We start from the raw sequence: 21,665 nt of genomic DNA on the forward strand, positions 1-21,665 counted from the left end.
TAGGGCCGCAAGATAGCCTGCGCACTCGACTTCTTGCTGCGCTAAGTCAGTGCTTGGGCACACGCCATAAATACCAGGTTGCGACAGTGCGATACGGACTCCAATCAGCACCTACTTCTTCCATGACACTGGCGCTAGGGCGGGCTTGGAGTTTCTTCAGCCTCCGGTAACCTTCGCGAACACCAAAGTCGTCAGTAGGTAGGACATCAGGTCGTCCAAGTGTGTAGATCAAGGCCATCTCAACGGTCCACTTGCCAACGCCAGAAATGGACGTCAACCGAGTAATGAGATCGTGATCGGAGCACGTATGCGCTTCCGGAAGCGCGGGGATAACTCCATCTATCGCAGCTTGCGCAATTTCGTGGATCGTTAAAGCCTTCCTGAGAGAAAAACCACAGGAACGTAGCACTGACGACTCGCAAGAAAGGAGCTGCTCAGGACTCGGGAACGAACGCCCGGAAAAAATATTTGTAAGTCTTCCTAATATCGAATCGCCGGCCTTAGCAGTTAGCTGTTGATATGCGACAGCTCGAATCAGTGCTTCATATGGTTCTCGAGTCGGCTTAGTAGTTAACGTGCACGCTCCAGTACGCGCAACATGCGTAGACCAGCACTCGTCTATCTTTGATAAATACGTTTCCGCCTCTGCGCATCTGAATGTTTCTGGCGGCGTCTCATTACACCCCAAATTGACCATGGCTATCGCCCACTATGTTAACTTTAAGTCATTAGCTGGAGAAGTATAATAATGTTTTGAATGATCGGTATGGCGGGGAAGCACTGATTGTTTAGTGCGTGCGAGTTATACCGATGTCGCCAATGATGTACGTCTCTCCGGTGATCAGTCTTAGCTCAGTCTGACCATCTTTGTTCACCTGCCAGTGGGCCTGGCCAGACTCGACCAGCAGTTCAAAATGTACCTGGACGAACCGGCGTGCTTCAGCTAATTTACCATGATAAAGAACATCGTCATCATCCATCTTAAAATCGCCTGCCCGTCTTCTACACTTGATCCATCGAGCTAGCCTGCGTGTCTGAAATTTAGGCTTATGCGTTGATGATCCAAAAGATCATGAGGGGATCCGTGCACCGGCGTAATTCCATGTACTCTCAAGCGATCAATGCCGCAAAGAACCACCACATCACCGTGATTTAGCTGAATTTTCGCCACAGGTGTATTTTTTGCCAAGCCGCCTAGTAAAAAAAAGGCGCTCATCCCTAACGACACCGAAACGGTAGGAAATGATAGGTCTCGCTCGCATTTATCCTGGTGCAGTGAGAGCCCGGCCCCAACCTTATATTTATTTATCAAACAGCTATCAGCAATGAAATCATCATATCCTGCTAGACAGGCAGCAATCGTGGCGAGTCGAGAATAACAATTTGGCATACCAGGCCAAGGCCCATTTGTGAGTGGGTCAATGGCGGAGTACCTGTAGCCGAACCTGTCAGACAGCCATCCCAGTGTTCCGCAGTTTGTCATGGAGGCAGAAAGAACGCGCCCACTCGCAGTCGTCATATTTCGTAACGGGGATTGGGCAATGATATGGCTAAGATTAATTAGTAGCTCTTCCATGTACGGTAAGGCCAATCCTCGTACCAATAGTGCGTTTTGCCCGAGCGCTACGCGGCCTTGTGTATCCTCAAAAAGGTCGAAGGTTGTCATTTCTACCGTGCATCGTGAAATATTATGCCGAGAGCATACCTGTCGCCTCGAAATATCTGACTAACGCCGTGGCGCATGAGACATTGTCGGAAGCCCCTACGTCCAGGTGTCGGCCTGCTGCTTACCGAAAATATAATTGCGTCTCCTTTATGAAGGGAAAATGCGGTAGCGCTATAATCAGCGTTGGATTTCTGAGTTAGCACGAATTCCCCTCCGACAAAATCAATTCCAGGCTCTGAGAGCAAGATAGCGACTTGCAGGGGAAAGTGTATTTCTCCATACAAATCTTGATGCAAGCAGTTAAAGTCGCCTTCGCCGTACTTGAGAATCAACGGCGTGGGGCGATTTTGCCCGGCGGCATCGCACTCCGCCAGAAAGATGTCTAGTTGCGCGGGGTAACTAAAATTTTTATTACACAGCCTGTTCCATAAGTTGGCGATAACAGCAAGTCGTGGATAAAACGAAGCACGAGCAGCGCTAACTGTATCAGGTAGCGGATACCGAAAATATTTATATTCGCCGCTGCCAAATCCATGCCGCGCCATAGTTACGCGTGATCTAAAGTATTGCTCCTGATCGTATAGTTTTTTGACGGTATCACAATCTCGCTCTTCAAGCGCGCCCTTGAGAACCGCATAGCCGTCGATATTTAACGAGCTCTGTATCGCAAACCAGTCATAACCATCGTCGATAGCGCAGGGGGCGCGTGTGCGCCTTTTGTGAAAATGTACAATCATTCCATCACCTTAAAGCGCGTTTGCTAGTAATTTCCGAAATATTCTATGGAACTCCGTATATTAGAGATCGAACGTTTGTAGCGAAATCGTACTTTTCACCAAATAGCCACGATCATGTAGTAAATCTGCCATATCTATCGTAAGCCTGCGCTTAAGCCATTGAATCTTGCCAGCGTTCCGGCGGGGCGTTCGCCATATCTTCGTATCTGGGCTACGTCGAAAAACATCCGTTTCTTGCTATTAATCCTCTTGTTTTAAGGTTCTGCGAACGGTCATGAGCAAGCGCAAGGCTGGTACCGGTTTCGTGATGTTTAGAATTTGAATAGCAAGAAACAGAGTTTTGACATTGTCGGCTGAAAATAGCTTCAACTTCGGTAGCAAGGACGCGGTAGAAACAGCACTAGGACGGCTCTTGTGGCGTAAGCGAGAGGCTACCAGATGGCAACACTTAATCAGGGGTGATCAGGTATGGAAGCAACAGAAAGCTTAACTCCGAATGAAGGTCCAAGGATTAACGATCTTATGGAAAGGCTTGGGGACCACGAGATCTTTCGAGACGGCCATGATTGGGTTGAAGCAGCAGACGTCTGGAAAAGACCTCTCAGGCCGCAGGTGTTTAAGTACCAGTCTTTTGAGGCAACTACTACCTCAACGGTACTTAGCTACGACTCTCTCACGATGAATAGAACGCTGACTGCGCTCTATGAGCAAGACTTCCTATATCTACCTAGTACCTCAGAAAAAAACCTCCTTTCAATGTTGCGCGCGGCATACAACAGAGAACTGCGTGCGTTAGCAGCGGCGGTAACGCCTGAGTTAGAAGAAAGAGTCTTTCGCAATATTCGCAAAGAACTAGTGGTTGGTGGCGTATGGACAGCAGAAGCGTTTAAAAACTACTTCTATTCAAAGCTGGATACCGCGCAAACTCAAAGTGGACCGTCTAGCATCAATCTTGTTATGTCGTCAGAAGACCGCCCCTTAATGGCTAAACTGTTGTTAATACAGCACGCAGTCGATTTTCTACCTGAGTCTTCTCACATGGCCCGATTTGTAAAGGGAGACTACGGCGAAGCCCAATCCGCCATGTTCAGGGTCCTTATAGATGAATTTGGCTACGGAAAACATGAGGTCAAACATAGCTCTCTGTTTAAAGAAACACTAAAATCAGTGGGGATGTTGGATAACTCCCATGCATATTGGAATTACTACCTGACCTCGACGTTGCTTAATAACAACTATTTTCACTACTTAACAAAAAGCCCAGAGCGTTTCTTTGAATACGTGGGGGCGATTACTTATGCCGAGAACGCTTTTGGCCCTTACTGCAACAAAGTGGGTAGGCTTTTGAAGTCTTGCTTCGCAGAAGTGGATGCTCGGTATTATATCGAGCATTACCATATTGACGGCTATCATGGTTCAATGACTCTTAATGAGATATTGATTCCTTTGGCGGAGCGATTCGGGCCTTCCGTATATACCGAATTCGTTAAGGGGGTTGAAATGTCGTGCTTGCTCGGCACGATCATGGAGGAGGACTTATGCGCCCAAATTGTTTGGATGGAAAAGAAAAACCAATACAGGCAGCTCGCTGAAGATATCAGAGATTCTGTTCTCGCAGATATTGATAATCTCACTGTCATGCTGCTCGATGAGCCAAAAGGTGAGTTGTCCGTACCACATGTGCACGACGGCGATGAGTTTTGTATTGTAGATGAGGGTTTGCTTCGTTTCTGCCACGGACCTAACTGCTTTAGCGACTTGGGGCCTGGTGACTGTGTGGTAATTGCGAAAAACAGAATGCACGGTGCATTGGTTTTATCTGATCGCTGCCGTTACCGGATTTTATCTATCAAGGACTATCAGAATTATGCTGATTACAGCCTTTGACTTATCCGCTCGCCCACTGCTGATCAAAACATCCGAAAAATACATCCAGATCACTCAATCCTCGCTAGGGGAAATACACATGCGGGATATGACTTGCAGTCACAGAGGTGGTCCCCTGACGCATGGGGTTGAAGTAAACGGAGTTATAACCTGTCCTTGGCACCGACTGCGGACTGAAGCCTGCAAATTGAAGACGCTTGCGATTCCGTATGTGCGCCATCGGAATTACCTGTGGATAGGGCTTGATACGTTCGAGAGAGTTATTCCAAACGCGTGAGATTCCGTCTATACGTCCCAGTACCACCGATTTTGGAGAGCCCGTAATGATTATGGAAAATGACTTCAATGTTTTCACTCATGTCAGTCCGGCAGTCAGAGCAGATTCGGTCGAGGATATCCCACGCTGGCACTTCGCGATGCTAAATGATCGGGAGAGAAATCACGCGTTTTTTAATGCAATCTGCTCTGCAGATCTCGAAGGAAAAACCGTCCTGGATATCGGTACAGGATCAGGCCTTTTGGCTATGATCGCGGCGCAAAGGGGCGCAAAGCATGTGTACACCTGCGAATCTAATCCGCTTATTGCCCAAAAAGCACAAGAAATCATTTCGCAGAACGCTCTAAGTGAAAAGATCACGGTAATCCCAAAGTTATCAACTGAACTGGTGCCAGGCGTAGACCTTCCGAATAATATTGATGTACTTATTTCGGAAACTGTTGACTGCGGTTTTTTTGGTGAAGGTTTCGGATTATCGCTAGTTCATGCGAAGGAGAAATTGCTAAAGCCGGATGCAGAAATAATTCCGCAAGGGGTTGAGCTGTTTGCGGGCTTACTGTCTAGCCAAGATATAGCCAATTTAAATTCTGTAAATTCAAAAATTCTTGGTTTGGATGTGAGCTCGTTCAATGCTTTTAGCACCTCTGGTTATTTTCCTGTACGCCTGAATACCTGGAGCCATTCCTTTAAAAGCGCGCCTGTTCGGTTTTACCGCGCAGGATTTACTGAAAGCTTTACCTTTGAAAATTCAAGTAAAGTGCAGTTTGTTTCTAACGCAGAGGGAATATGCCATGGTATTATTTTTTGGTTTAAGATATATCTCTACGATAACATAACTCTATCAAACGATCCTGGGAACTTTAACTCGCACTGGATGCAAGCGGTCCATTTGCTAGATGATCCAGTCATGCTGTGTTCTGGCCGCGCATACGCTTTGGATTTAGAGATGTCTGTGCATGGAATTAAGTTTTCTAAGAGGCTTTGCTATTCTGACTTAGATAGTGCCGCGTAGGAATACCGTGCCCACGGACGGGCTTAATGTGTGCTCAGAGTTTTTATATTGGCAAGTGAGCTACAACCCATGGCGAATGCAAGTAAGATAAAAAACTTCAATCTGCTATGGATTGGTCAGTCCTTTAGTTTTGTCGGCGATCACATAATGGTTGTTGGGATGCCTTTTTTAGGGCTCTCTGTTGCTAATCTTAATGCCGCTCAAGCTGCGTTGTTGCCATTCTTTATCTATCTTCCGTTTTTATTGTTCGGTCTGCCGGCCGGCGCAATAGTCGACTGGTGGCCAAAACGGAGGGTTATGCTCTACGCCGAAATTTCTCAGGTTGTTATATGCTTGTTCTTGTTATATCTTGTAATTATAGAGGCGCTAAGTTACAGCTCGATGGCTTTTGTTTGCGCGTTGCAGGGCCTAACTAACGTTTTCTTTCAAATAGCTTACAATTCAATTCTTCCTGAGCTCGGATGTACTAAGTCGGAACTTCAATCGATGAATTCGAAGTTGTTTTTTTCTGAATCGTTGGCCAGGTCCGCTGGGCCTGCTAGCGCGGGGCTTTTAATTAATTTTTTTGGTATTTTTTCTTTGCCGGTTGCAAATATGGTTTCATTTATAATTTCTGCGTCATCGATTTATTTAATGAGTGTTGTGGAGCCAATTAGAAGGCCGTTATTCAACTGGCGAGGCTATAGGGATATTCCGGATCAAATTCGCGACGGCGTAGCGTTTGTTAGACACCATTCTGTTTTAGAACCAATATTTTTGTGCGGAACTTTATATGTGGTTTTTTTAACCTGTACGAATGTGGGGCTTTTGTTATATTGCAAAGAGATACTAGGCATGGACCCATTTTCAATTGGGCTACTGGTAGGTGCCGCAGCATTTGGATTTCCAATCGCGAACATCCTTTCGCCTTACATACTTAATAGCTTAGGCACCGGACGGACGCTTATCTTCTCGGCGACGCTTTCGGTGTTTGGCCTGTGCGCCCTAGCTTTGGGTGGCTCGCTTGGGTCTGTACCAATAATGCTGGTTGCGAGCGTTATGCACGGGTTGGGTGAGGGGGTTTTCGGTCCTGCCGCTTTGACCGCACGACAGCTGGTTACTCCTGCAAATTTGCTTGGCCGTGTTAATTCCATTCAAAAATTTTTAATTTGGGGGGGGATTGCTATCGGAAGCGTAGTTGCTTCCGCGGTCGTAAAGTTCTTCGGCGTTGAATGGATCTTATGGGCGGGCGGGATTGGGACTATTTTATGCTTAATTCCTTTGCTGCGTAAATGTGCGTTCGAGAATTTAGAATTTAACCAGTAAGCTAACGGAGGTTAATATGGCTTTTGCGGAAGGAATAGAAGAGTTTATAGACCGTTGCAACCGGGTCATGCCGCCAAATTCTTACCAGCTGCCTATAGCAATGCAGCGAAAGCTATATTCGGATCTTCTGAGCGAATTTCCCTATAAGATTCCTGCTGAGATTTCCTGGGAGGATATATCTAAGTCGCAAAATGGCCGCGCGGTAAAGTTTCGTATTTATCGCCCAGTCGGAGGTACTCCGCTGGGGCTTGTCTTCTATATCCGAGGAGGCGGGTATGTGATGGGTTCTCTCGACTCTCACCATTCTGTTGCTGCGGAAATGGCGCTTTATTCTAACGCCACAGTAATTGCCGCCGACTTTAGACTTGCGCCGGAGCACCCTTTTCCTGCCGCTTTGGAAGACTGCTATAATATTTTGACATATATTGAAGGTGCTTCCGCCGAGTTAAATTTAGATCTGAGCAGAGTGGTAGTAGCTGGCGATAGTTCGGGTGGCAATATGGCGGTTGTACTAGCGATGATGTGCCGTGATAGGCGCGGGCCGAAGATCACTGGCCAAGCGCTTATCAGTCCTGTTCTAGACTTTACCCGCTGGAGGAAGGGAGGGGAAGACGTTCCCCTCTTAACTGGGGGAGAGATGGAGTTTTATACCGCCTGTTACTCCCCAGACATCCACGCCGTGTCATCCCCGCACGTCTCGCCACTTGTCTCCGGTAATTTTTCTGAACTTCCAGAAGCTTATATTATGGGCGCAGAAATGGACTCTCTTGTCATCGATGCGGTCGAATACGCTCGATTACTGCGGGAGAACGGCATTGATGCCGAACTGGTGATTGAACCCGGGTTGGTTCATGCCGCTGTGAGAGCTCGTTCTTTAAGTCCCGCCGTGCAAAATGCATGGATTCGTTTTTGTTATAAAATTCGACGCATGGTGAACGCCGATGTCTAATCCTTATGAAAACAAGTATGTTGTCATTGTTGATCCATATTCTTCTGGAAATTTATACGCGGCTGAGTTTAAAAAATTCTCATGCAAATTAATAGCAGTGATGACTGCGCCTGAACCTCCTGAAGTGTACGCAAGCTCATTCAAACCTGACGATTTCGATGAAATTTTTGTCGCTTCTGACATGTCGATCGCTGATTTAGCATATTCGTTGAATATTTTTCATCCAATATATATTTGTGCCGGTTGCGAATCCGGAGTAGAGCTAGCAGACAAGATTGCGCCTTTACTTCCGCCTAGATTTTTCAACGACCCTTCGCTCGCGATTGCGCGCCGCGATAAGTGGTTAATGGCGCAAGCCGTCATGCGTTCCGGCGCTCCTGTGATGAAACAGATTTGTAGTAGCGACTTCCTCGAGGTTCAGTCGTGGGCATTGGACAATAACTTGTCCGATACCTTTCTTGTTGTGAAGCCACCTAAAAGCGCCAGTACTGACGGCGTGGTAAAGGTCCATGGCCTCGATGGTCTCGAATTTGCTTTTAATAACTTGCTAAATAAGAAAAACCGGTTAGGTATTCTAAATGATAAGGTGCTTGTTCAAGAGTATCTCTCTGGTGTTGAATATGTGGTCGATACCTTCAGTTATGATGGTGTGCATACAGTATGTAGCGTATGCCGGTACGGTAAATTATCCAATATAAACGGCATGGCGATCTATGAGAGGCTAGATTGGCTAGACCCAGAAGCGCCCATTGTCGAGGTGCTTTCCAATTATGCCATGACTGTACTATCCGCGGTCGGAATTAGTTGGGGTAGCGCTCATATTGAGATCATGCATACTGCTAATGGGCCGCGCCTTATCGAATTGGCAGCTAGACCCCACGGGGGAGGCCATCCTCGTCTTTGCTATTCTGCAACCGGCGATAGTACGATTCATAGAACTGTCCGTTACTTTGTCAATCGGGTTCTTCCTCCCTCTTGCTATCGACTTATCGAGAACATGTCGGTGGTATTTTTTCGGGCGGAGCGGGCGTCAGTTGTAGTTGGCGTTGATCGGCTCAAGAGTCTCGCCCAATTGCCAAGTTTTTCTGAGGCAGTAATCCGCGTTGCGGATGGTGATTTTGTGCCTGCTACGGTCGATTTGTTCGGCACGCTAGCAATAGGTTTTGTCGTATTGAAAAATAAATGCTTGGTCCAACTTGAGTCGGACGCGTTGCATGTAAGGCACGTTGAATCACTGGTGTTTCAACCGGCCTCTTCTACGTTCGTTAATTAACTATTTTGCATTTGTTGTCATATTAATACCGGTCTGCTGAGTGCCTATACATCCACGCGTTAATTCTTCGCGCGACCATTGCTTGGGTATCGAACTAAATAGACTATGGTATTCCGATCATTTGCATTGAGATTGCCTGATCTTATTGTTTAAATGCCTGCTTTGGTACTTCTTGTTTAGTTTTTTATTTCAATAGCAAGAAACCGAGATCGCAAGGCTTCCCCTTTAGCTATTCTACCAACTAATGGCCGTTTGGTTAGCAAAGCGACCTTTGGGATTTGTTGGCTTTTTGGCATTCCTTTTTTAACGCATTCTGGAGGTGATCGTGCGAGCGTCGGATGTCGGCAGGTTGTTTTTGCTAGCAGCTCTGTGGGGCGGCAGCTTTCTTTTTATGCGTATCGCCGCCCCTGTATTTGGTTCATTCAATACTGCATTTTTGCGGGTTTTTTTCGGTGCAATCGGTCTTTTTTTAATTTTGTTTTTTTTTCGAAGTAATTTCAATTTTTCGGGTAAAGGCAAAGCTAGTCTGTTGCTTGGTGTGGTTAATTCGGGGATCCCTTTTTTCATGTATTGCGTTGCGGCAAAGTATATCCCCGCTGGCTATTCGTCTACTCTCAATGCTACTACGCCCCTCATGGGGGCAATCATTGGTGCATTGGTATTCGGTGAGAAGCTTCCATACAGGCGGTGGTGCGGTGTATTTCTGGGAATTATTGGTATCGCTATTATCACCGCCAATGGCAGTAGCGAAGTTGGCAGTGGTGTTGCGGTAGGTATCCTAGCCTGCCTTATCGCTACCTTTTGTTATGGGTTTGCCGGTTTTCTCACTCGGCGGTGGATCACTAACCGCGGGGGACTCGATGCCAAGTTGGTCGCGTTTGGTAGTCAAGTCGGCGCGACGATATTCTTATTGCCGTTGTTTGTTTGGTCCATAGCAACGGATAGTTCTGTTGATTGGTATCGCCTAGATGTCTGGGGGTGTATTTTGGCCGTCGGGCTTTTGTGTACGTCTTTCGCGTACATTCTGTATTTTCGTTTGATAGCTGACATCGGTCCTCTCAGGTCCCTTACGGTGACGTTTTTGATACCGCCTTTTGGTGTGTTGTGGGCGTATCTTGTTCTTGGTGAGACGATAAATCGTGGATTTATTATCGGGTCGGCTGTCGTATTGCTCGCGGTTGTTCTCGTCGTCATGCCAGCGCAGGAAAACAATAGCTGATAGTTTTGAGTTGAAATTTTCTTGGTGCTATATCCTTTCTTTAGTGCTCTGTTCTTTGGAGGCAGCATGAATAGTTTTCGTGATCGCTCGGGTATCCTAGGTTGTGTTGGTAATACTCCCCTTGTTGAATTGAGCAATAAAATAGTTCCCAGGACTGGTGCGCGAATATTCGCTAAGTTAGAGCTTGCCAATCCTACCGGAAGTATGAAGGATCGTATGGCTCTTGCTATGATTGAGGAGGCGGAAAAGAGGGGGGCGTTGAAGGTTGGGGATAAGGTTGTAGAGTACAGCTCCGGCAGTACCGGCACATCTCTCGCTCAGATATGTTCGCTGAAGGGTTACCCTTTGCGGATTGTTACTTCCGACGCATTTAGTGCGGAGAAACTAAATCACATGAGAGCTCTTGGGGCAGAGTTGGTTCTCATTGATAGTAATGGAGGTGGAATTACCAAAGAGCTATTTACTGAGATGATTGAGCATACTCGGGCGCTCAGTCAGGAGTCCGGTGTTTACTGGACCGATCAGATGAACAATCACGACATGCTTGTGGGCTATCAAAGGTTAGGGCAAGAAATTTTGGAGCAGACTGACGGTAAAATTGGCGCTTTCGTCCACGGCGTTGGTACCTGTGGGTCTCTTCGAGGTGTTTCCAAGGAGCTGGTCAAATATAATCCCGATGTCGTCATCGGCGCGGTTGAGCCTAAAGAGTCTCCGGTCTTATCAGGCGGGAATGGAGGGGGGCATTCGATTGAAGGCATTGGTGCGGGTTATCTTGTCCATCATTGGGACCAAAGCTTAGCGCAGAAAATTTTCAGCATTTCCACTTCTGAAGCGTTTGCTATGTCAAGGGAGCTTGCACGCACCGAGGCGATATTTGCTGGTCCTTCTTCTGGTGCTAACGTTTGTGCAGCTCTCCAGCTTGCTCAGACTCTGCCGCCAGACGTTATTGTTGTGACCATTCTATGCGACTCGGGCTTTAAGTATCTGAGTACGCCACTGTATCGGTTTAGTTGTTAGTATTTGCGTCCAACGCATTTTTGTGGATGCCTACATTTGCTACCGGGTTTCGAGAGCGAGTGTTTCTATAGTGCAGGTAGGTGCTATATGCATTTTTCAACTGGTAATTTAGTGATTTAAAGCAGTCCCAGTTAAACAGTGGGGATGATTGAGGCGACTGTTTTGAGGCGAACCGCGGTAGTTGATGCCTTTGGGTATATTGCTACGCGTAATTTGCGCATTGTTTTTCCGCTGCAGTTGGGGGCGGCGGCTGTTGAGCCGCCTCAGCATTTGACCGGACAAGTTTGCCGTCCAAGGGGGATGCGATTGAAGTTGCTGCGCATTCGGATATTCTTAACTTGCCGGCCAGTCCATGGCCGATAGCATGCCGGCGTCCTCCAGGAGAGCTAGAAGCAGGATCGTGCGGTCAGATCGGTTGTCTCGGTGCTCGAAGAGTGTTGTGGCATTGGTCCTCTTCTGCACAGCGGTTGCGGTCTGCTCAGCAACTACCGGGCGCACTGTCGTGTTGCCCTGATTGCACGTCTGTAGGTGCGGCAGCGATAAATGAAGTTGCAGGCCGAGTTGTTCGATCGGAACTACCAGGCCGACGCCGTTTCCACGGCTGTGCTGGTAGACGGATTCGATCGCCTGTCAGAACGCCTGATTGCCGCCCATCCATCCCGCATACGTGACCAGGCGTGCCTGCTGCGCTTCTTTGCCGTGCATGAGCAGCGGCAGGTGATGCCACTGCCAGTTCGCCGGTTTCTGCCGATCAATCAGCTGCTTGACCTGCGTGTAGGTTTCCTTGCAGTAAGGGCATTCCGGGTCGCCGTACTCCGCGAGAGTTAAGCGTGTGCTGGTACTTCCGTAGATGAACGTTGCTCGGGAGTAACTCGTGGCTCTACTGCTGCAAGCCATCCAAATAGGGTCCAAAGGGCATACAGCAACACGGCCAGCAACATGGGTGCCGTTGCTGCCGGTTGCCGTGAAAGCGCACCCCTAATCATGCCGATGCCTCTTTAGCAGGAGGTTGATCCGGCTGCCGGCCCAGTACATCCCTGTGCAGGGCCTCGATCAGCGCATGCTGGGCTTCATCCGGCTGCGGATGCTTGGCCAACCAGTCCTTGAGCGCCGTGTCGAGCTGGACCTCTATCTCGCGGCGATCCACCGCGCGTGATTTCACCGCCTGCAGGTTGCTGATCAAGACCGGCGCACAGATCTGCAGGACGTCGAGCGTCTCCGGCAGATGTGGCTGCCGAAGCAAGCCGGTCAGGCTGTCGATAAGGTCCTGGGTAAATTGGTCCATCACTCTCATCGTCGAGCTCCTCGAGCCGATGGCAGCTTGAAGGGGTAGGGTTCGATCCCTCGTAGCCGGTCCAAACGGGCGGCGACGGCCAGCGCGGCGCCCAGCTCGTCGGTGCCGAGCTCTTCCATCAGCTGGGCGCGCTCCGCCTTCTCCTCAGGCTCCGTCATAGCCAGGGCTAGATAGAGACTGGGTGGTACCGCGCGGAAGAGCGTCTCCATGGACTTGGAGAGCACCACGCCTTCGGTATAGGCGCCGCTCTGCTTGCGCGCCGACAGCATCAGCTCCTTCTGAGCGGTACTCAGATTGCGGAATTTGGAGATCTTCTCGACTTCATCCGGCGGCATGTTCAGGCAGATCCACCACTCGATCATGTTGAGCATCGGCGCGCCGGAAATCGGGATGTCATCGATGTTCTGGGTCGCCAGCCAGAACCAGGCGCCGAGCTTTCGCCACATCTTGGTGATCTTCATCGCATAGGGCAGCAGCAGCGGGTGCTTGGTGATGATGTGGCCTTCGTCGGTCAGCTTGATCAGCGGCCGGCCCTTGTACTGGTCACGCTCAGCGATGTTGTTGATCGAGTTCAGCAGCGAGATGTAGGCGATGCCGAGCTGCGCCTGATAGCCCTCTCGAGCGTAGGTGGCGAAGTCCACCACAGTCAGGTCAGCCTCTGGCCAGGGCGTGCCGGGGCGGTTGAACATCTCGCCGTCGGCGCCCATGCAGAACATCTCCATGGCTTCGGCCATCTCCTGCAGGCGCTCCCGTCGTGGCGCTGGCAGGCGTTCGTCACGTGAAGCTTCGCTCAGTGCGTCGCGCACATCTTGGGTGAGGACCGTCTTCTCTGCCTTGGAGCAGGCCTTGGCGGCATTGATGATGGCGTGCCGGATGGCAGCGCGGTCGGCGCGTGTCATGCGCGCGTCTTCTTTCTCTTCGCCGCCGGTGATCATCAGGCGAGCCACGATCTCCATCTCGCCGAGCACGTCGCGTTGATCGTCCTCCAGGTCGGGCTTCGGACTGCTGGCTTTGTCTGAGGCGTCGAGGTCCTCGGCATCGAGCACGGCCACGTGAGCCGGATCCTCAGCCAGGCGGATGGCGTCGGCGAAGGGCGCCAGGCTGACGCCAGCGCCGGGGACAAGACGGACCTTATGGACGGTCAGGCCGAGGCGCTGGGCAAAATCCGCCAGTAGCCCGAAGCTGTTACCGGCTTCGGCCACGAAGATGCGCGGCCGGTAGATGGCCAGCCACTGGATCAAGAGGTTGTTGAGGGTCGCCGATTTGCCAGCACCGGTAGGACCGAAGACGAAGCCGTGTGCATTCATCTGCCGATCGAGCTTGCTGAGCGGATCGAAGGTCAGCGGACTGCCACCGCGGTTGAATTGAGTGATGCCCGGATGCCCCGTTCCGGTTGAGCGGCCCCAGATGGGCGTCAGGTTGGCGACATGCTGAACCAGCATAAGCTGGGTGTACCACTGCAGCGCTCGTGGCTGGTTGGGGTCAAAGTTGCCGGGCAGCCAGCGCAGGTAGCTGTTCAGTGCAGCCACCTCATCCTCAGGCCGCACAGGCTCGATGCCGGCGCTGGTCAGGGTGTTGGTGAGGTCGTTGCAGCGCTGCTCCAGCTCCTGCTCGTCCTTACCCCGGACATAGAAGGCCACGCTGCCCTGGTAGAGCTTGTGCTTGCGCCCGATCAGCTGACGGGCGTCCTTGATGGCCTCCCGGGTGAGGGCAGAGGCTTGGTTGTCGCCGACAGCCTTCTTGTGCAGGTTGTTGAGATGGGCTTCGAGCGTGTCCTGGGGCGTGGCCACCAGGGTGATGGCCAGCACGGTGTCCTCGGGCATCTCGTCGAATAGGGCGTGCAGGGCATCACCAAAGTTGCGCTCGCCGGTCATGTGACCGGTCCTCGGCGCGGTGCGCAGCCGATCCAGCATCACCACACGATGAGGTTGGCCATCGAAGAACCACAGGCCCTTCTGGGCATCCGAGCGAGGCTCACGGTACATCAGGCACTGGGAGAAATCGGTCCCACTGGCCAGGAAGGGAAGGGTGCCTTCGGCTAGCAACTCGTCCTGGTCGAAGGCGCTGTTGACCACCTCGAAGAACCGCTGCTGGTCCTTGGCCGAGGTGCCCAGGTGATCCGGGCATGGATTGAACCACTGCAGGAGCCAGTAGCGAATGGCGCGCTCGTCCATCCGGTGAGCCGTCACGCCGGCATTACGCAGCGCGCCGGTCAGCCGGCTGCAAATGTTCGCCAGGTAGGCAGCGGGCGCCTGCCCCCTGACCAGACCGTCGCCGATGCTCCGGCGGGAAACGACCATCCGGACGCGCCGATGCTGACCACGCCAGGGCAGGTGGGATACGGCCGTGTCATTGAATAGACCGCCAGGCTTAGCGATGGCATGCAGGTGGTGCTTCATCAGACTCTGATAGAGCTTGGTGAATTCGGAGCCGCGGGCGCGCGGCTGGATGTAGTTGGCCAGCCCCGTGAGATAGCCGTCGAACTGGGTCTCGTCGCGGGCATAGAGCTGGATGACCCAGGGACTCTGCTCCAGCTCATCGAAAGCATCCTGCAGGGCGTTCTCCAGGGCGTCGCGGGCCTGGCGAAGCCAATTGGCCTCGCGGCCCTCGGTGCCGATCGGCACCAGGTCGAAAAAGGCGGCCAGGGACTTGCCGTCTTCCAGCAGCATGGCCTGGTGCTCGGGCAGGTATTCGACCCAAGGCAGCAGGTTGGTGAAGCTGGGATTGACGTCGTAGAGCCTGGCCACATCTGCCACGGTCGCCGGTTTTTCCTTGCCGGTCATCCAGGCACCTGGCTCAGGGATACCGTGTGCTCTCAGGCGATCCAGGTAGCGCTGGTAGGCGGCTTCCTCGTCGACCTCGAGGGCGCGGGTGGCACGGATGGATTCAGGGTGAGGACCCTCTGTAGCGGGCATCGAAAGGACCGACTCAGGTTCTGGCACATGCAGCTCTGAACCCGGATCATCCATCTGATCCGATTCCACTCTGGGTTCGGCTGCAACAGTGTTAGCCGCCTTGCGGCCACGCAGGCGTTCGAAAATGCCCATCAGTAGTTCTCCACCCGCTCACCGGGCATGGCGTACTGCACACGCTGGTAGAGCGGGAAAACGGTGGTATAGCCGGGGATGGGTGCCGGGTCGGAGCCGGCTAGGTGCGGGAAGACGTACATGACCAGGTCCGGATTGGGCAGGCGCTTGAATTGGCTATAGATCTCGTTCTGCGCGGTGCGCGAATAGCCTGCGTTGTCAGCCAGCGGCCGAGCCTGGGCCGTGTCCACAGGACGGCGTAGCTCTGCCCGGGCATCGACGAGTTGGCGCCCCTGGCTGCTGCCGGCCGAACCGGTGGTACCGGCGTTCCAGACGTCCATCATGGTCTGGTCGCCATGGGGCAGCATCTTCTCCTTGTCGACCGCGCAGCCGCTGGTCAGCAGGGACAAAGCCAGTACAGCCGCTATCTGGAGTCGTGTGCGATTAATCGAGGGCAGCCGAGGCATGGCGAGCTCCTGTCCGATAGTCGACCTTGCGGCCCTTGAGTTCGTAGTCGATGGCCAGTTCCTGGTCGAGGTGGATGGCCACCTTCGCCCCGGGCTGCACGTAGACGGCGGCAAAGGCCTGGCCGTAGAGCTTGTTCACCCAGGTCGAGATGTCGCTGACGCCCTGGTTCAGGATCTTGCCCATGGCCTCGTTGCCGGACATGCCGGTCGTGCCAATGGTGCCGTTCGGGGTCTGGACGTAGCTGGAGCTGGTGCCGTCGTTCTTGATGAGCGAAGCGGCGCCGGCGCCGGCAGCGGTGATGAGCGCCTGGGAGCCGATGTATTGGGAGGCGTTGCTACGGCGCTCGCCGGCGATGCAGGGGATGCCGTACGGATCGCTGATCCAGCCCATGCCACCCTGGACAGCTGCGGGCTGGCCATTGGTGGAGGCGTTCTGGTTGTTCTGGCCGTTGTTCTGCTGACCGCCGTTCTCCTGCGGTGCCGGCAGGGTGCGCACGGTGCCGTCGGTGAAGACGAAGGTCATGCTGCGGATCTGGCCGCGCACGCAGGACAGCGTCCAGTCACCCGAGGCGGTCCCGCTCACCACGGCACCGGCGACATCGGGCAGGTCGATGCCGTTGGCGGTCAGGTTGTCGGGGCCGATCAGGATCTTGAAGGGGTAAGGGTCGTTGACTGTACCGTCAACCGGCACGCGGCCCACCAGGGCGGTCATGGACACCGAACCCATCAGCGTCGAGTTCTGCGGCAGGGTGTAGACCTTGCGGACCTTCTTGCGGGATGGCTCATCGCCCGCCATGCCATCAGCTGCGCGCTGAGCGCCACCTGAGGCAGCGTCCAAGGTCTTCTGGCCGGCGGCGCCGAAGGCAGTCGGAAAGGCGAAACCGCTGGCGGCCTGACCGCTGCCGGCAGCAAGGGGCTTGCCATTGGCGTCGACTGCGGTGCCATCCTGCGGCTCGATCCAGACGAGATCCGAGCCACCTTTCTTGAACTGATTGCCTTCCCCAGGAGCGATGCCAAGTCCGATGGGCATGTCGGCGCTGGAGCCGGTACCACTGCCCGTCTGGTTGCCCATCTGCGATAGGGTGTTGAGCTGCTTCTGCAGGCCATCAAACAGACCCTGCGTCTGCTTCTGCTGGTTCTCCAGGCTCTGGTTGATGCCCGCCTGGATGCGGCTGTCGACCGAAGTGTTGATGTTGCTCAGCTGAGCCTTGAGGCCTTCGTTCTCCCGCTTGGCTTCCTCGTTGTCCCTCAGGACCTTGTTCAACTGCTCTTTCAGCTGGCGACTTTCGACGACGATGGTGCGCAGGGTGTCGTTGGCCGTGTCGCCCTCGATCCCCAGCGCCTTGGCCTGTTCAGGCGTGAGCTGGGCGGATTGTGGTTGCTCGGGCGTTTGTGGCTTGCCCTTACCAACTAGGGTCACGCCGACATAGACCACTAGGACCAGAACCCCGAGCAGCGCATACTTGAGGAGCGGATTACTTCTGAGCTGCATGACGGGCCTCCGCGGTGACGCGAGGATCTGCGGCGCCCAGGCTGGGCAGCAGTGACTGGCCAAGGCCATGATCCCGGGTGACCAGGTAGAGCACCGTGGTGTCGCTGGCATCGCCCCGGGCGCCGAGGTAGGGGTGCTGGAAGGTTGCGGTAGCGAAGTCGCCCATGAGCTCGCGCGGATCCAAGGCCAGGCGCTGGCCGGTCTGGTTGCGCAGCTTCACGGCGGTCACCCAGTGATCGTCCAGGCGCCAGGCGCCTAGCTGGCTTGCCTCAACCGGCAGCGCCGGCAGCAGCGTCGACAGGTCCAGGCGCTTATCAACTTTGACCTGGGCGACGCCCTCCACCGGCTCAACAGTGCGTAGCGGCGCATAGAGCATCTGGGCGGCGTATCGCGTGAGCACAATGGGGATCGGCGTTTCGCGCTTCGGCGCGGCCGGCTCGTCATCATCTTCTTCGGCCTGGCGGCTGGCCTTGGCCGTCGATTTCGGAGCCGCTGCAGCGGCATGACCGTAGCGAGTAGGCGTGGTGTCGCCTGGCACGATCTTGATGGGCTCAAGCGCAGCCTGGCCTTCCTGCGCCGGCGTGGCAGCGATGTCGACCAGCATGATCTCGCCGGTAGCCGCATTCTGCAGCTGCAGCCGGCTGGGCTCGATCGGGTCTTTAGCCCGTAGATAGATCGCGCCGCCGGTGCTCTGCACCCTGAGCTTGTCAGCGATGGCGGGAGGGACGCCGACGCGCACGTTGGCATCAACGAATAGGATTAGCTCCTGACCAACCACGAGCGGAATGGCCAAGGGGACACGTTCCCACTTGCGGATCTCGATGGCCTGGGCAAGGCTGGTCAGCAGCAGGCCGCCCAGCACCAGGGCGAGGGAGTAGCGGGATCTCATGGCGTACCTCGAGCTTTGACTTCGACGCCGGCCTCGATCCGCTGTGGCTGACCGCTGTAGCAGTCCCACTTCATGCCCCAGGGGTTCTTCTCGGGATCGACGTCGGATCTGACGACATGGAGTGGGTAGCGCGTGAGCGCCGTCTTGACCTTCTCACCGCCCAGGTACTCGTTCGCAACGACGTCGAGCATGACCGTCCACTCGCTATTGCCAAGCACCTGGACACGCCGAGTCGGATCGTCGCCGTACCCTGATCCAGGGATCTCCGCGACGTTGCGCACTCGCTTGCGCAGCTCGCCACTGTTGCGTTTGAGCGCTTCATCTCCTTCCAGATAGGCCTTGCAAGAAGGGGTGATGAAAGGCGTCAGGCGAGTGATGTTGTCGCTGTAGTTCTTTTCGCCATCGGACGGCCAGCTGTTCATCTGCTGGAAGATGTAGAAGGCGTAGGAATAGACCGACTCGGGAGGGATCTCCCACCAGGGACGTGTGCTTCCAGATCGCAGGTCCGGCGGCACGTGCACGGTCAGATCCTTGGGCGCGCTGTACCAGCCGTAGCCGTTCCAGATCGCGATGCCGCTGACCAGGCCCAGGGCAAGGCGCAGGGTCGTGATATGGGCGCGCTGCGACTCGGACAGCTTCCACGCGCGGCTCATAGCCCCACCATCCGCTTGCAGGTCCAGGCACCACTGCGGATGACCAGGCGGCGACCCGCCAGCCCCCAATGCGCGAGGCGCCACTCGACTTGGCGCCAGAGCCAGGTTTCCGGGCGGCCGCGCTTCCAACGGCGCAGGATCCGTCCTGCGGATACCAGGCCAAGCGCGCCACACGCCAGCGCGGCGAAGATCGGCATGGCCGGTGTGACGAAAAACGCAAACGGGATGCCGATTGCGAATCCAAATGCAGCACAGATGCCGACCGTGGCGAACATCTCGTCCGTGGTCAGGCCGCCGACGACGACGGGTTGGGTGTTGAGGCGATTCGGCAGGAAGCGAAGGGTGCCGTCCTCATGCAGGTCTTGGGAGATGTCCATCGACGCCGTCCTGCCTTACATGATGCCGGTGGCTTTGGTGACTATGAAGATCACCAGGCCGATGAGTACGACACCGATGCCCACTGTCACACCGAGGTCTTTCCAGGTTTTCTTGCCCAAGTGGATCTCGTGGTAGACGGTAATGCCGTGAGCGGCAACGACGATCAGGCATAAGGCGCACAAGGCCAGCGCAAACAGCGAGACGATGTCGAAACCGTAGTTCTTCAGCGTTTCCAGCCAGTTAGACCCTTCGCCTCGCGAGGGGGCTTGGGCTTGGGGAAGGGCAGCTTGGCTGATTGCCGGTAGCAGGACGGCGCTTAGCAGGGCGACTTGTGTTCCGGCGCGGGCGCCGAGGGTGAGCAGGTGTCTGAGGGACAGCATAGATTTCTCCTCGAGGGGTTAATGCAAAATGAGCCAGGACAGTGCGCAGTAGAGGAGCAGCCCGCGAATGAGGGCGCCCTTGGCAGCGGCGGCTTTGAGGTTCTGGTTCGCCCAGCCCTTGTAGAGACTGATGGAAAGCCAGGCGAACCAGAGGGTGACGACGGCCATGGCCACCGATAGCCAGAAGGTGTTGCTGGCCGCCGGCGTAAGGCCGCTGGCCGCCTGAAAGGCAGCGGTCTGCGCGGCGGTCATGCTCATGGCTGGGCGCCTTCACGCTGGTACTGGCCGGAAAGCTCGGCTGCATCGCGAGGCTGGGCACGGCTTGGAGCCAGGTAGTCCTGCAGGCCCTGGCGGATCCGGGCGATGTCGGCGGCGAGACGGTTGTAGTCCAGGTGATAGCGGGAGCTGCCATCGCTGGGCAGCTCAGCGCTGCGCCTGGCGACCGCCTCGACAGCGTTGAGCTGGCGGATCATCACGTCGACGTTGGCTTGCTCGCTGGCGGTGCCGGCGGCGCGAGCGGCGCCCGTCGTGAGTCCAAGCGTGAAGACTAGGCTACTGACGAGACGGAAGCGGGCGAAGAGCTTGCGTGGAGGAGGGGACAGTTTCACAACGGGGCCCTAGGCAGCGGGTTGATGCCGCACAGGATGCCGAGGGCCACCAGGGAGGTCAGCGGGAAACCATTACTGCACCCAAATAGGTTGCAAACCCGCTTGATTATTGGCTCTGCGAAGGGATGATGAGGCGCTTGAAAAACAGCAGAAAGCCGGTGGCCACCGCGTAGCCTACGCCCCACCCCTGGTTGCCCTGGGCGGTCTGCTGACCGATCTGGGCCCGGCCTTCCAGCACCGGCTGCACGCTGACCAATTCCCAACCGTCAGCGCCCAGAGCCTGCAGGCGAGCCTGCCGTTCTGGATCGGCCAGGAAAGCAGCGACGTCTGGGGTCCCGGTCTGCTGTTCGTGCTTGAACATGAGCCAGCCGCGCTCTTGGACGCGGTAGGTGAGAGGGGAGAATTCAGTGTGGTATTCGAAGCGGGCAGGGGACATGGACGGCTCCAGTTCGATGGGGTGGCCATCGTCCTGTGGTCCACAGTAGCCTCACCAGGCTAAACCGTATCCAGGTCTCATGAGGTTACGATCAGGGCGTCGAACGATCCGCTTGGCTATGCTGTCATCAGACAAATAACGGGAGGTCGTATGACCGACATTGCGTTTCTTCCCGAAGATGCCAGACAACGCTGGCGGGACCTGACTAATGCGATGGCTGTCATGGGGCTAGGGCATCTGGCCAGGCTGTACGGTCAGCTCGAAGGCTATATTCTCGCGCTGCTCGACTTTGGGTGTGTCACCGCACCGCAAGGCAAGCAGTTGCTCAAGGTGGCGGCCGACCTATTCAGTCAGTGTCGGTCTGAATACCTGAAGCACAAACAAAAGCCGCGTCGGCATATCGCTGGCGCAGTGGGGGAACGTATCAGGCTGAGTCAGCGTTGATCCTAGTTCCCTTGCCGAGCATACCTATCGGCTTCATCAACGTTCTGTCCGACCACGCGCCCAATCCAAGAGCGCTTGCTGCAGCTCCTTTATCGTCGATAGGCAAAGCGTCACGAAAAGCGAAAAAAGGGGGGCTTGCGCCCCCCTTTACTCACTTCTACCACTCAAGTGGCAGAGGGATCTGCGGCTCCGGCATGCTACGGAAATGCCACCGGACGTCTTCCCAACGACCAAGACGAAAGCGGCGATAGCGACG

Annotated in this window: 25 protein-coding genes; 10 read left to right on the forward strand and 15 right to left on the reverse strand. The window is 54.4% G+C overall.

Annotated elements, in window-relative coordinates:
* Window positions 1-46: 46 nt before the first annotated feature.
* From POR01S_RS23195 to POR01S_RS23205, 4 genes are all read right to left on the reverse strand, one after another.
* Window positions 47-697, reverse strand: coding sequence for a DNA-3-methyladenine glycosylase family protein (locus POR01S_RS23195; RefSeq protein WP_081875138.1), 651 nt, complete (start codon window positions 695-697; stop codon window positions 47-49).
* A gap of 91 nt (window positions 698-788) precedes the next feature.
* Complete coding sequence (locus tag POR01S_RS00925; RefSeq protein ID WP_042133049.1) at window positions 789-980, reverse strand: hypothetical protein; 192 nt, start codon at window positions 978-980, stop codon at window positions 789-791.
* 41 nt (window positions 981-1,021) lie between these two features.
* Complete coding sequence (locus POR01S_RS23200; RefSeq protein ID WP_081875139.1) at window positions 1,022-1,666, reverse strand: alpha-ketoglutarate-dependent dioxygenase AlkB; 645 nt, start codon at window positions 1,664-1,666, stop codon at window positions 1,022-1,024.
* Window positions 1,667-1,668: 2 nt separating this feature from the next.
* Window positions 1,669-2,403 carry a 2OG-Fe(II) oxygenase gene (locus POR01S_RS23205; protein WP_081875140.1) on the reverse strand — a complete coding sequence of 245 codons (735 nt, stop codon included), beginning with the start codon at window positions 2,401-2,403 and terminating at the stop codon, window positions 1,669-1,671.
* A gap of 468 nt (window positions 2,404-2,871) precedes the next feature.
* Between POR01S_RS23205 and POR01S_RS00930 the strand changes: the two genes are divergently transcribed.
* The 9 genes from POR01S_RS00930 to POR01S_RS24160 all read left to right on the forward strand — a co-directional run bounded on the left by POR01S_RS00930 (window position 2,872) and on the right by POR01S_RS24160 (window position 12,170).
* Entirely contained in the window at window positions 2,872-4,290 is a 1,419-nt protein-coding gene (locus POR01S_RS00930; protein WP_255211780.1) for an iron-containing redox enzyme family protein, read from the forward strand.
* The gene (locus tag POR01S_RS24125) at window positions 4,271-4,567 is read left to right on the forward strand and encodes a Rieske 2Fe-2S domain-containing protein (protein WP_081875141.1); all 297 of its coding nucleotides are present in this window, start codon (window positions 4,271-4,273) and stop codon (window positions 4,565-4,567) included. The genes POR01S_RS00930 and POR01S_RS24125 overlap by 20 nt, the downstream gene beginning before the upstream one ends.
* Before the next feature lie 46 nt (window positions 4,568-4,613).
* Window positions 4,614-5,579 (forward strand): 50S ribosomal protein L11 methyltransferase, encoded by a 966-nt coding sequence (locus tag POR01S_RS23215; protein WP_081875142.1) that lies wholly within the window; start codon window positions 4,614-4,616, stop codon window positions 5,577-5,579.
* 69 nt (window positions 5,580-5,648) lie between these two features.
* Window positions 5,649-6,884 carry an MFS transporter gene (locus POR01S_RS23220; protein ID WP_042133052.1) on the forward strand — a complete coding sequence of 412 codons (1,236 nt, stop codon included), beginning with the start codon at window positions 5,649-5,651 and terminating at the stop codon, window positions 6,882-6,884.
* Between the two features lie 16 nt (window positions 6,885-6,900).
* Window positions 6,901-7,833, forward strand: coding sequence for an alpha/beta hydrolase (locus POR01S_RS00945; RefSeq protein ID WP_042133053.1), 933 nt, complete (start codon window positions 6,901-6,903; stop codon window positions 7,831-7,833).
* Window positions 7,826-9,106 carry an ATP-grasp domain-containing protein gene (locus POR01S_RS00950; protein ID WP_042133054.1) on the forward strand — a complete coding sequence of 427 codons (1,281 nt, stop codon included), beginning with the start codon at window positions 7,826-7,828 and terminating at the stop codon, window positions 9,104-9,106. The genes POR01S_RS00945 and POR01S_RS00950 overlap by 8 nt, the downstream gene beginning before the upstream one ends.
* A gap of 325 nt (window positions 9,107-9,431) precedes the next feature.
* Window positions 9,432-10,325 carry a DMT family transporter gene (locus POR01S_RS00955; protein WP_042133056.1) on the forward strand — a complete coding sequence of 298 codons (894 nt, stop codon included), beginning with the start codon at window positions 9,432-9,434 and terminating at the stop codon, window positions 10,323-10,325.
* Window positions 10,326-10,391: 66 nt separating this feature from the next.
* A complete protein-coding gene (locus tag POR01S_RS00960) occupies window positions 10,392-11,342 on the forward strand; it encodes a PLP-dependent cysteine synthase family protein (RefSeq protein ID WP_042133058.1) in 951 nt (316 codons plus the stop codon).
* Window positions 11,343-11,885: 543 nt separating this feature from the next.
* Window positions 11,886-12,170 (forward strand): hypothetical protein, encoded by a 285-nt coding sequence (locus POR01S_RS24160; protein ID WP_042133061.1) that lies wholly within the window; start codon window positions 11,886-11,888, stop codon window positions 12,168-12,170.
* 154 nt (window positions 12,171-12,324) lie between these two features.
* Here the strand turns inward: POR01S_RS24160 and POR01S_RS00970 are convergent, their stop codons facing one another.
* The 11 genes from POR01S_RS00970 to POR01S_RS01020 form a co-directional block, all read right to left on the reverse strand.
* Complete coding sequence (locus POR01S_RS00970) at window positions 12,325-12,636, reverse strand: hypothetical protein (RefSeq protein WP_042133063.1); 312 nt, start codon at window positions 12,634-12,636, stop codon at window positions 12,325-12,327.
* The gene (locus tag POR01S_RS00975) at window positions 12,633-15,551 is read right to left on the reverse strand and encodes a conjugative transfer ATPase (protein ID WP_420893606.1); all 2,919 of its coding nucleotides are present in this window, start codon (window positions 15,549-15,551) and stop codon (window positions 12,633-12,635) included. The genes POR01S_RS00970 and POR01S_RS00975 overlap by 4 nt, the downstream gene beginning before the upstream one ends.
* Before the next feature lie 131 nt (window positions 15,552-15,682).
* Complete coding sequence (locus tag POR01S_RS00980; RefSeq protein WP_042133067.1) at window positions 15,683-16,129, reverse strand: TIGR03751 family conjugal transfer lipoprotein; 447 nt, start codon at window positions 16,127-16,129, stop codon at window positions 15,683-15,685.
* Window positions 16,107-17,621 carry a TIGR03752 family integrating conjugative element protein gene (locus POR01S_RS00985; protein WP_042133069.1) on the reverse strand — a complete coding sequence of 505 codons (1,515 nt, stop codon included), beginning with the start codon at window positions 17,619-17,621 and terminating at the stop codon, window positions 16,107-16,109. Before POR01S_RS00985 ends, POR01S_RS00980 begins: the two co-directional genes overlap by 23 nt.
* Window positions 17,605-18,510 (reverse strand): TIGR03749 family integrating conjugative element protein, encoded by a 906-nt coding sequence (locus POR01S_RS00990; RefSeq protein ID WP_042133071.1) that lies wholly within the window; start codon window positions 18,508-18,510, stop codon window positions 17,605-17,607. Before POR01S_RS00990 ends, POR01S_RS00985 begins: the two co-directional genes overlap by 17 nt.
* Window positions 18,507-19,163: a PFL_4703 family integrating conjugative element protein gene (locus tag POR01S_RS00995; RefSeq protein ID WP_042133073.1), complete on the reverse strand. Its 657-nt coding sequence runs from the start codon at window positions 19,161-19,163 to the stop codon at window positions 18,507-18,509. The genes POR01S_RS00990 and POR01S_RS00995 overlap by 4 nt, the downstream gene beginning before the upstream one ends.
* Window positions 19,160-19,540: a TIGR03750 family conjugal transfer protein gene (locus POR01S_RS01000; RefSeq protein WP_042133075.1), complete on the reverse strand. Its 381-nt coding sequence runs from the start codon at window positions 19,538-19,540 to the stop codon at window positions 19,160-19,162. Before POR01S_RS01000 ends, POR01S_RS00995 begins: the two co-directional genes overlap by 4 nt.
* Before the next feature lie 15 nt (window positions 19,541-19,555).
* On the reverse strand, window positions 19,556-19,921 hold the full coding sequence (locus POR01S_RS01005) for a TIGR03745 family integrating conjugative element membrane protein (protein WP_042133077.1): 366 nt from the start codon (window positions 19,919-19,921) through the stop codon (window positions 19,556-19,558).
* 18 nt (window positions 19,922-19,939) lie between these two features.
* The gene (locus tag POR01S_RS01010; RefSeq protein WP_042133079.1) at window positions 19,940-20,179 is read right to left on the reverse strand and encodes a TIGR03758 family integrating conjugative element protein; all 240 of its coding nucleotides are present in this window, start codon (window positions 20,177-20,179) and stop codon (window positions 19,940-19,942) included.
* Window positions 20,176-20,529, reverse strand: coding sequence for an integrative conjugative element protein, RAQPRD family (locus tag POR01S_RS01015; protein ID WP_042133081.1), 354 nt, complete (start codon window positions 20,527-20,529; stop codon window positions 20,176-20,178). The genes POR01S_RS01010 and POR01S_RS01015 overlap by 4 nt, the downstream gene beginning before the upstream one ends.
* A 106-nt stretch (window positions 20,530-20,635) precedes the next feature.
* The gene (locus POR01S_RS01020; protein ID WP_042133082.1) at window positions 20,636-20,965 is read right to left on the reverse strand and encodes a DUF4177 domain-containing protein; all 330 of its coding nucleotides are present in this window, start codon (window positions 20,963-20,965) and stop codon (window positions 20,636-20,638) included.
* Window positions 20,966-21,115: 150 nt separating this feature from the next.
* Here POR01S_RS01020 and POR01S_RS01025 point away from each other — a divergent pair, with 150 nt between their 5' ends.
* Entirely contained in the window at window positions 21,116-21,409 is a 294-nt protein-coding gene (locus tag POR01S_RS01025; protein WP_042133083.1) for a hypothetical protein, read from the forward strand.
* The last annotated feature ends 256 nt before the right edge of the window (window positions 21,410-21,665 follow it).

The organism is Pseudomonas oryzihabitans NBRC 102199 (genome assembly GCF_000730625.1).
Taxonomy (GTDB): domain Bacteria; phylum Pseudomonadota; class Gammaproteobacteria; order Pseudomonadales; family Pseudomonadaceae; genus Chryseomonas; species Chryseomonas oryzihabitans.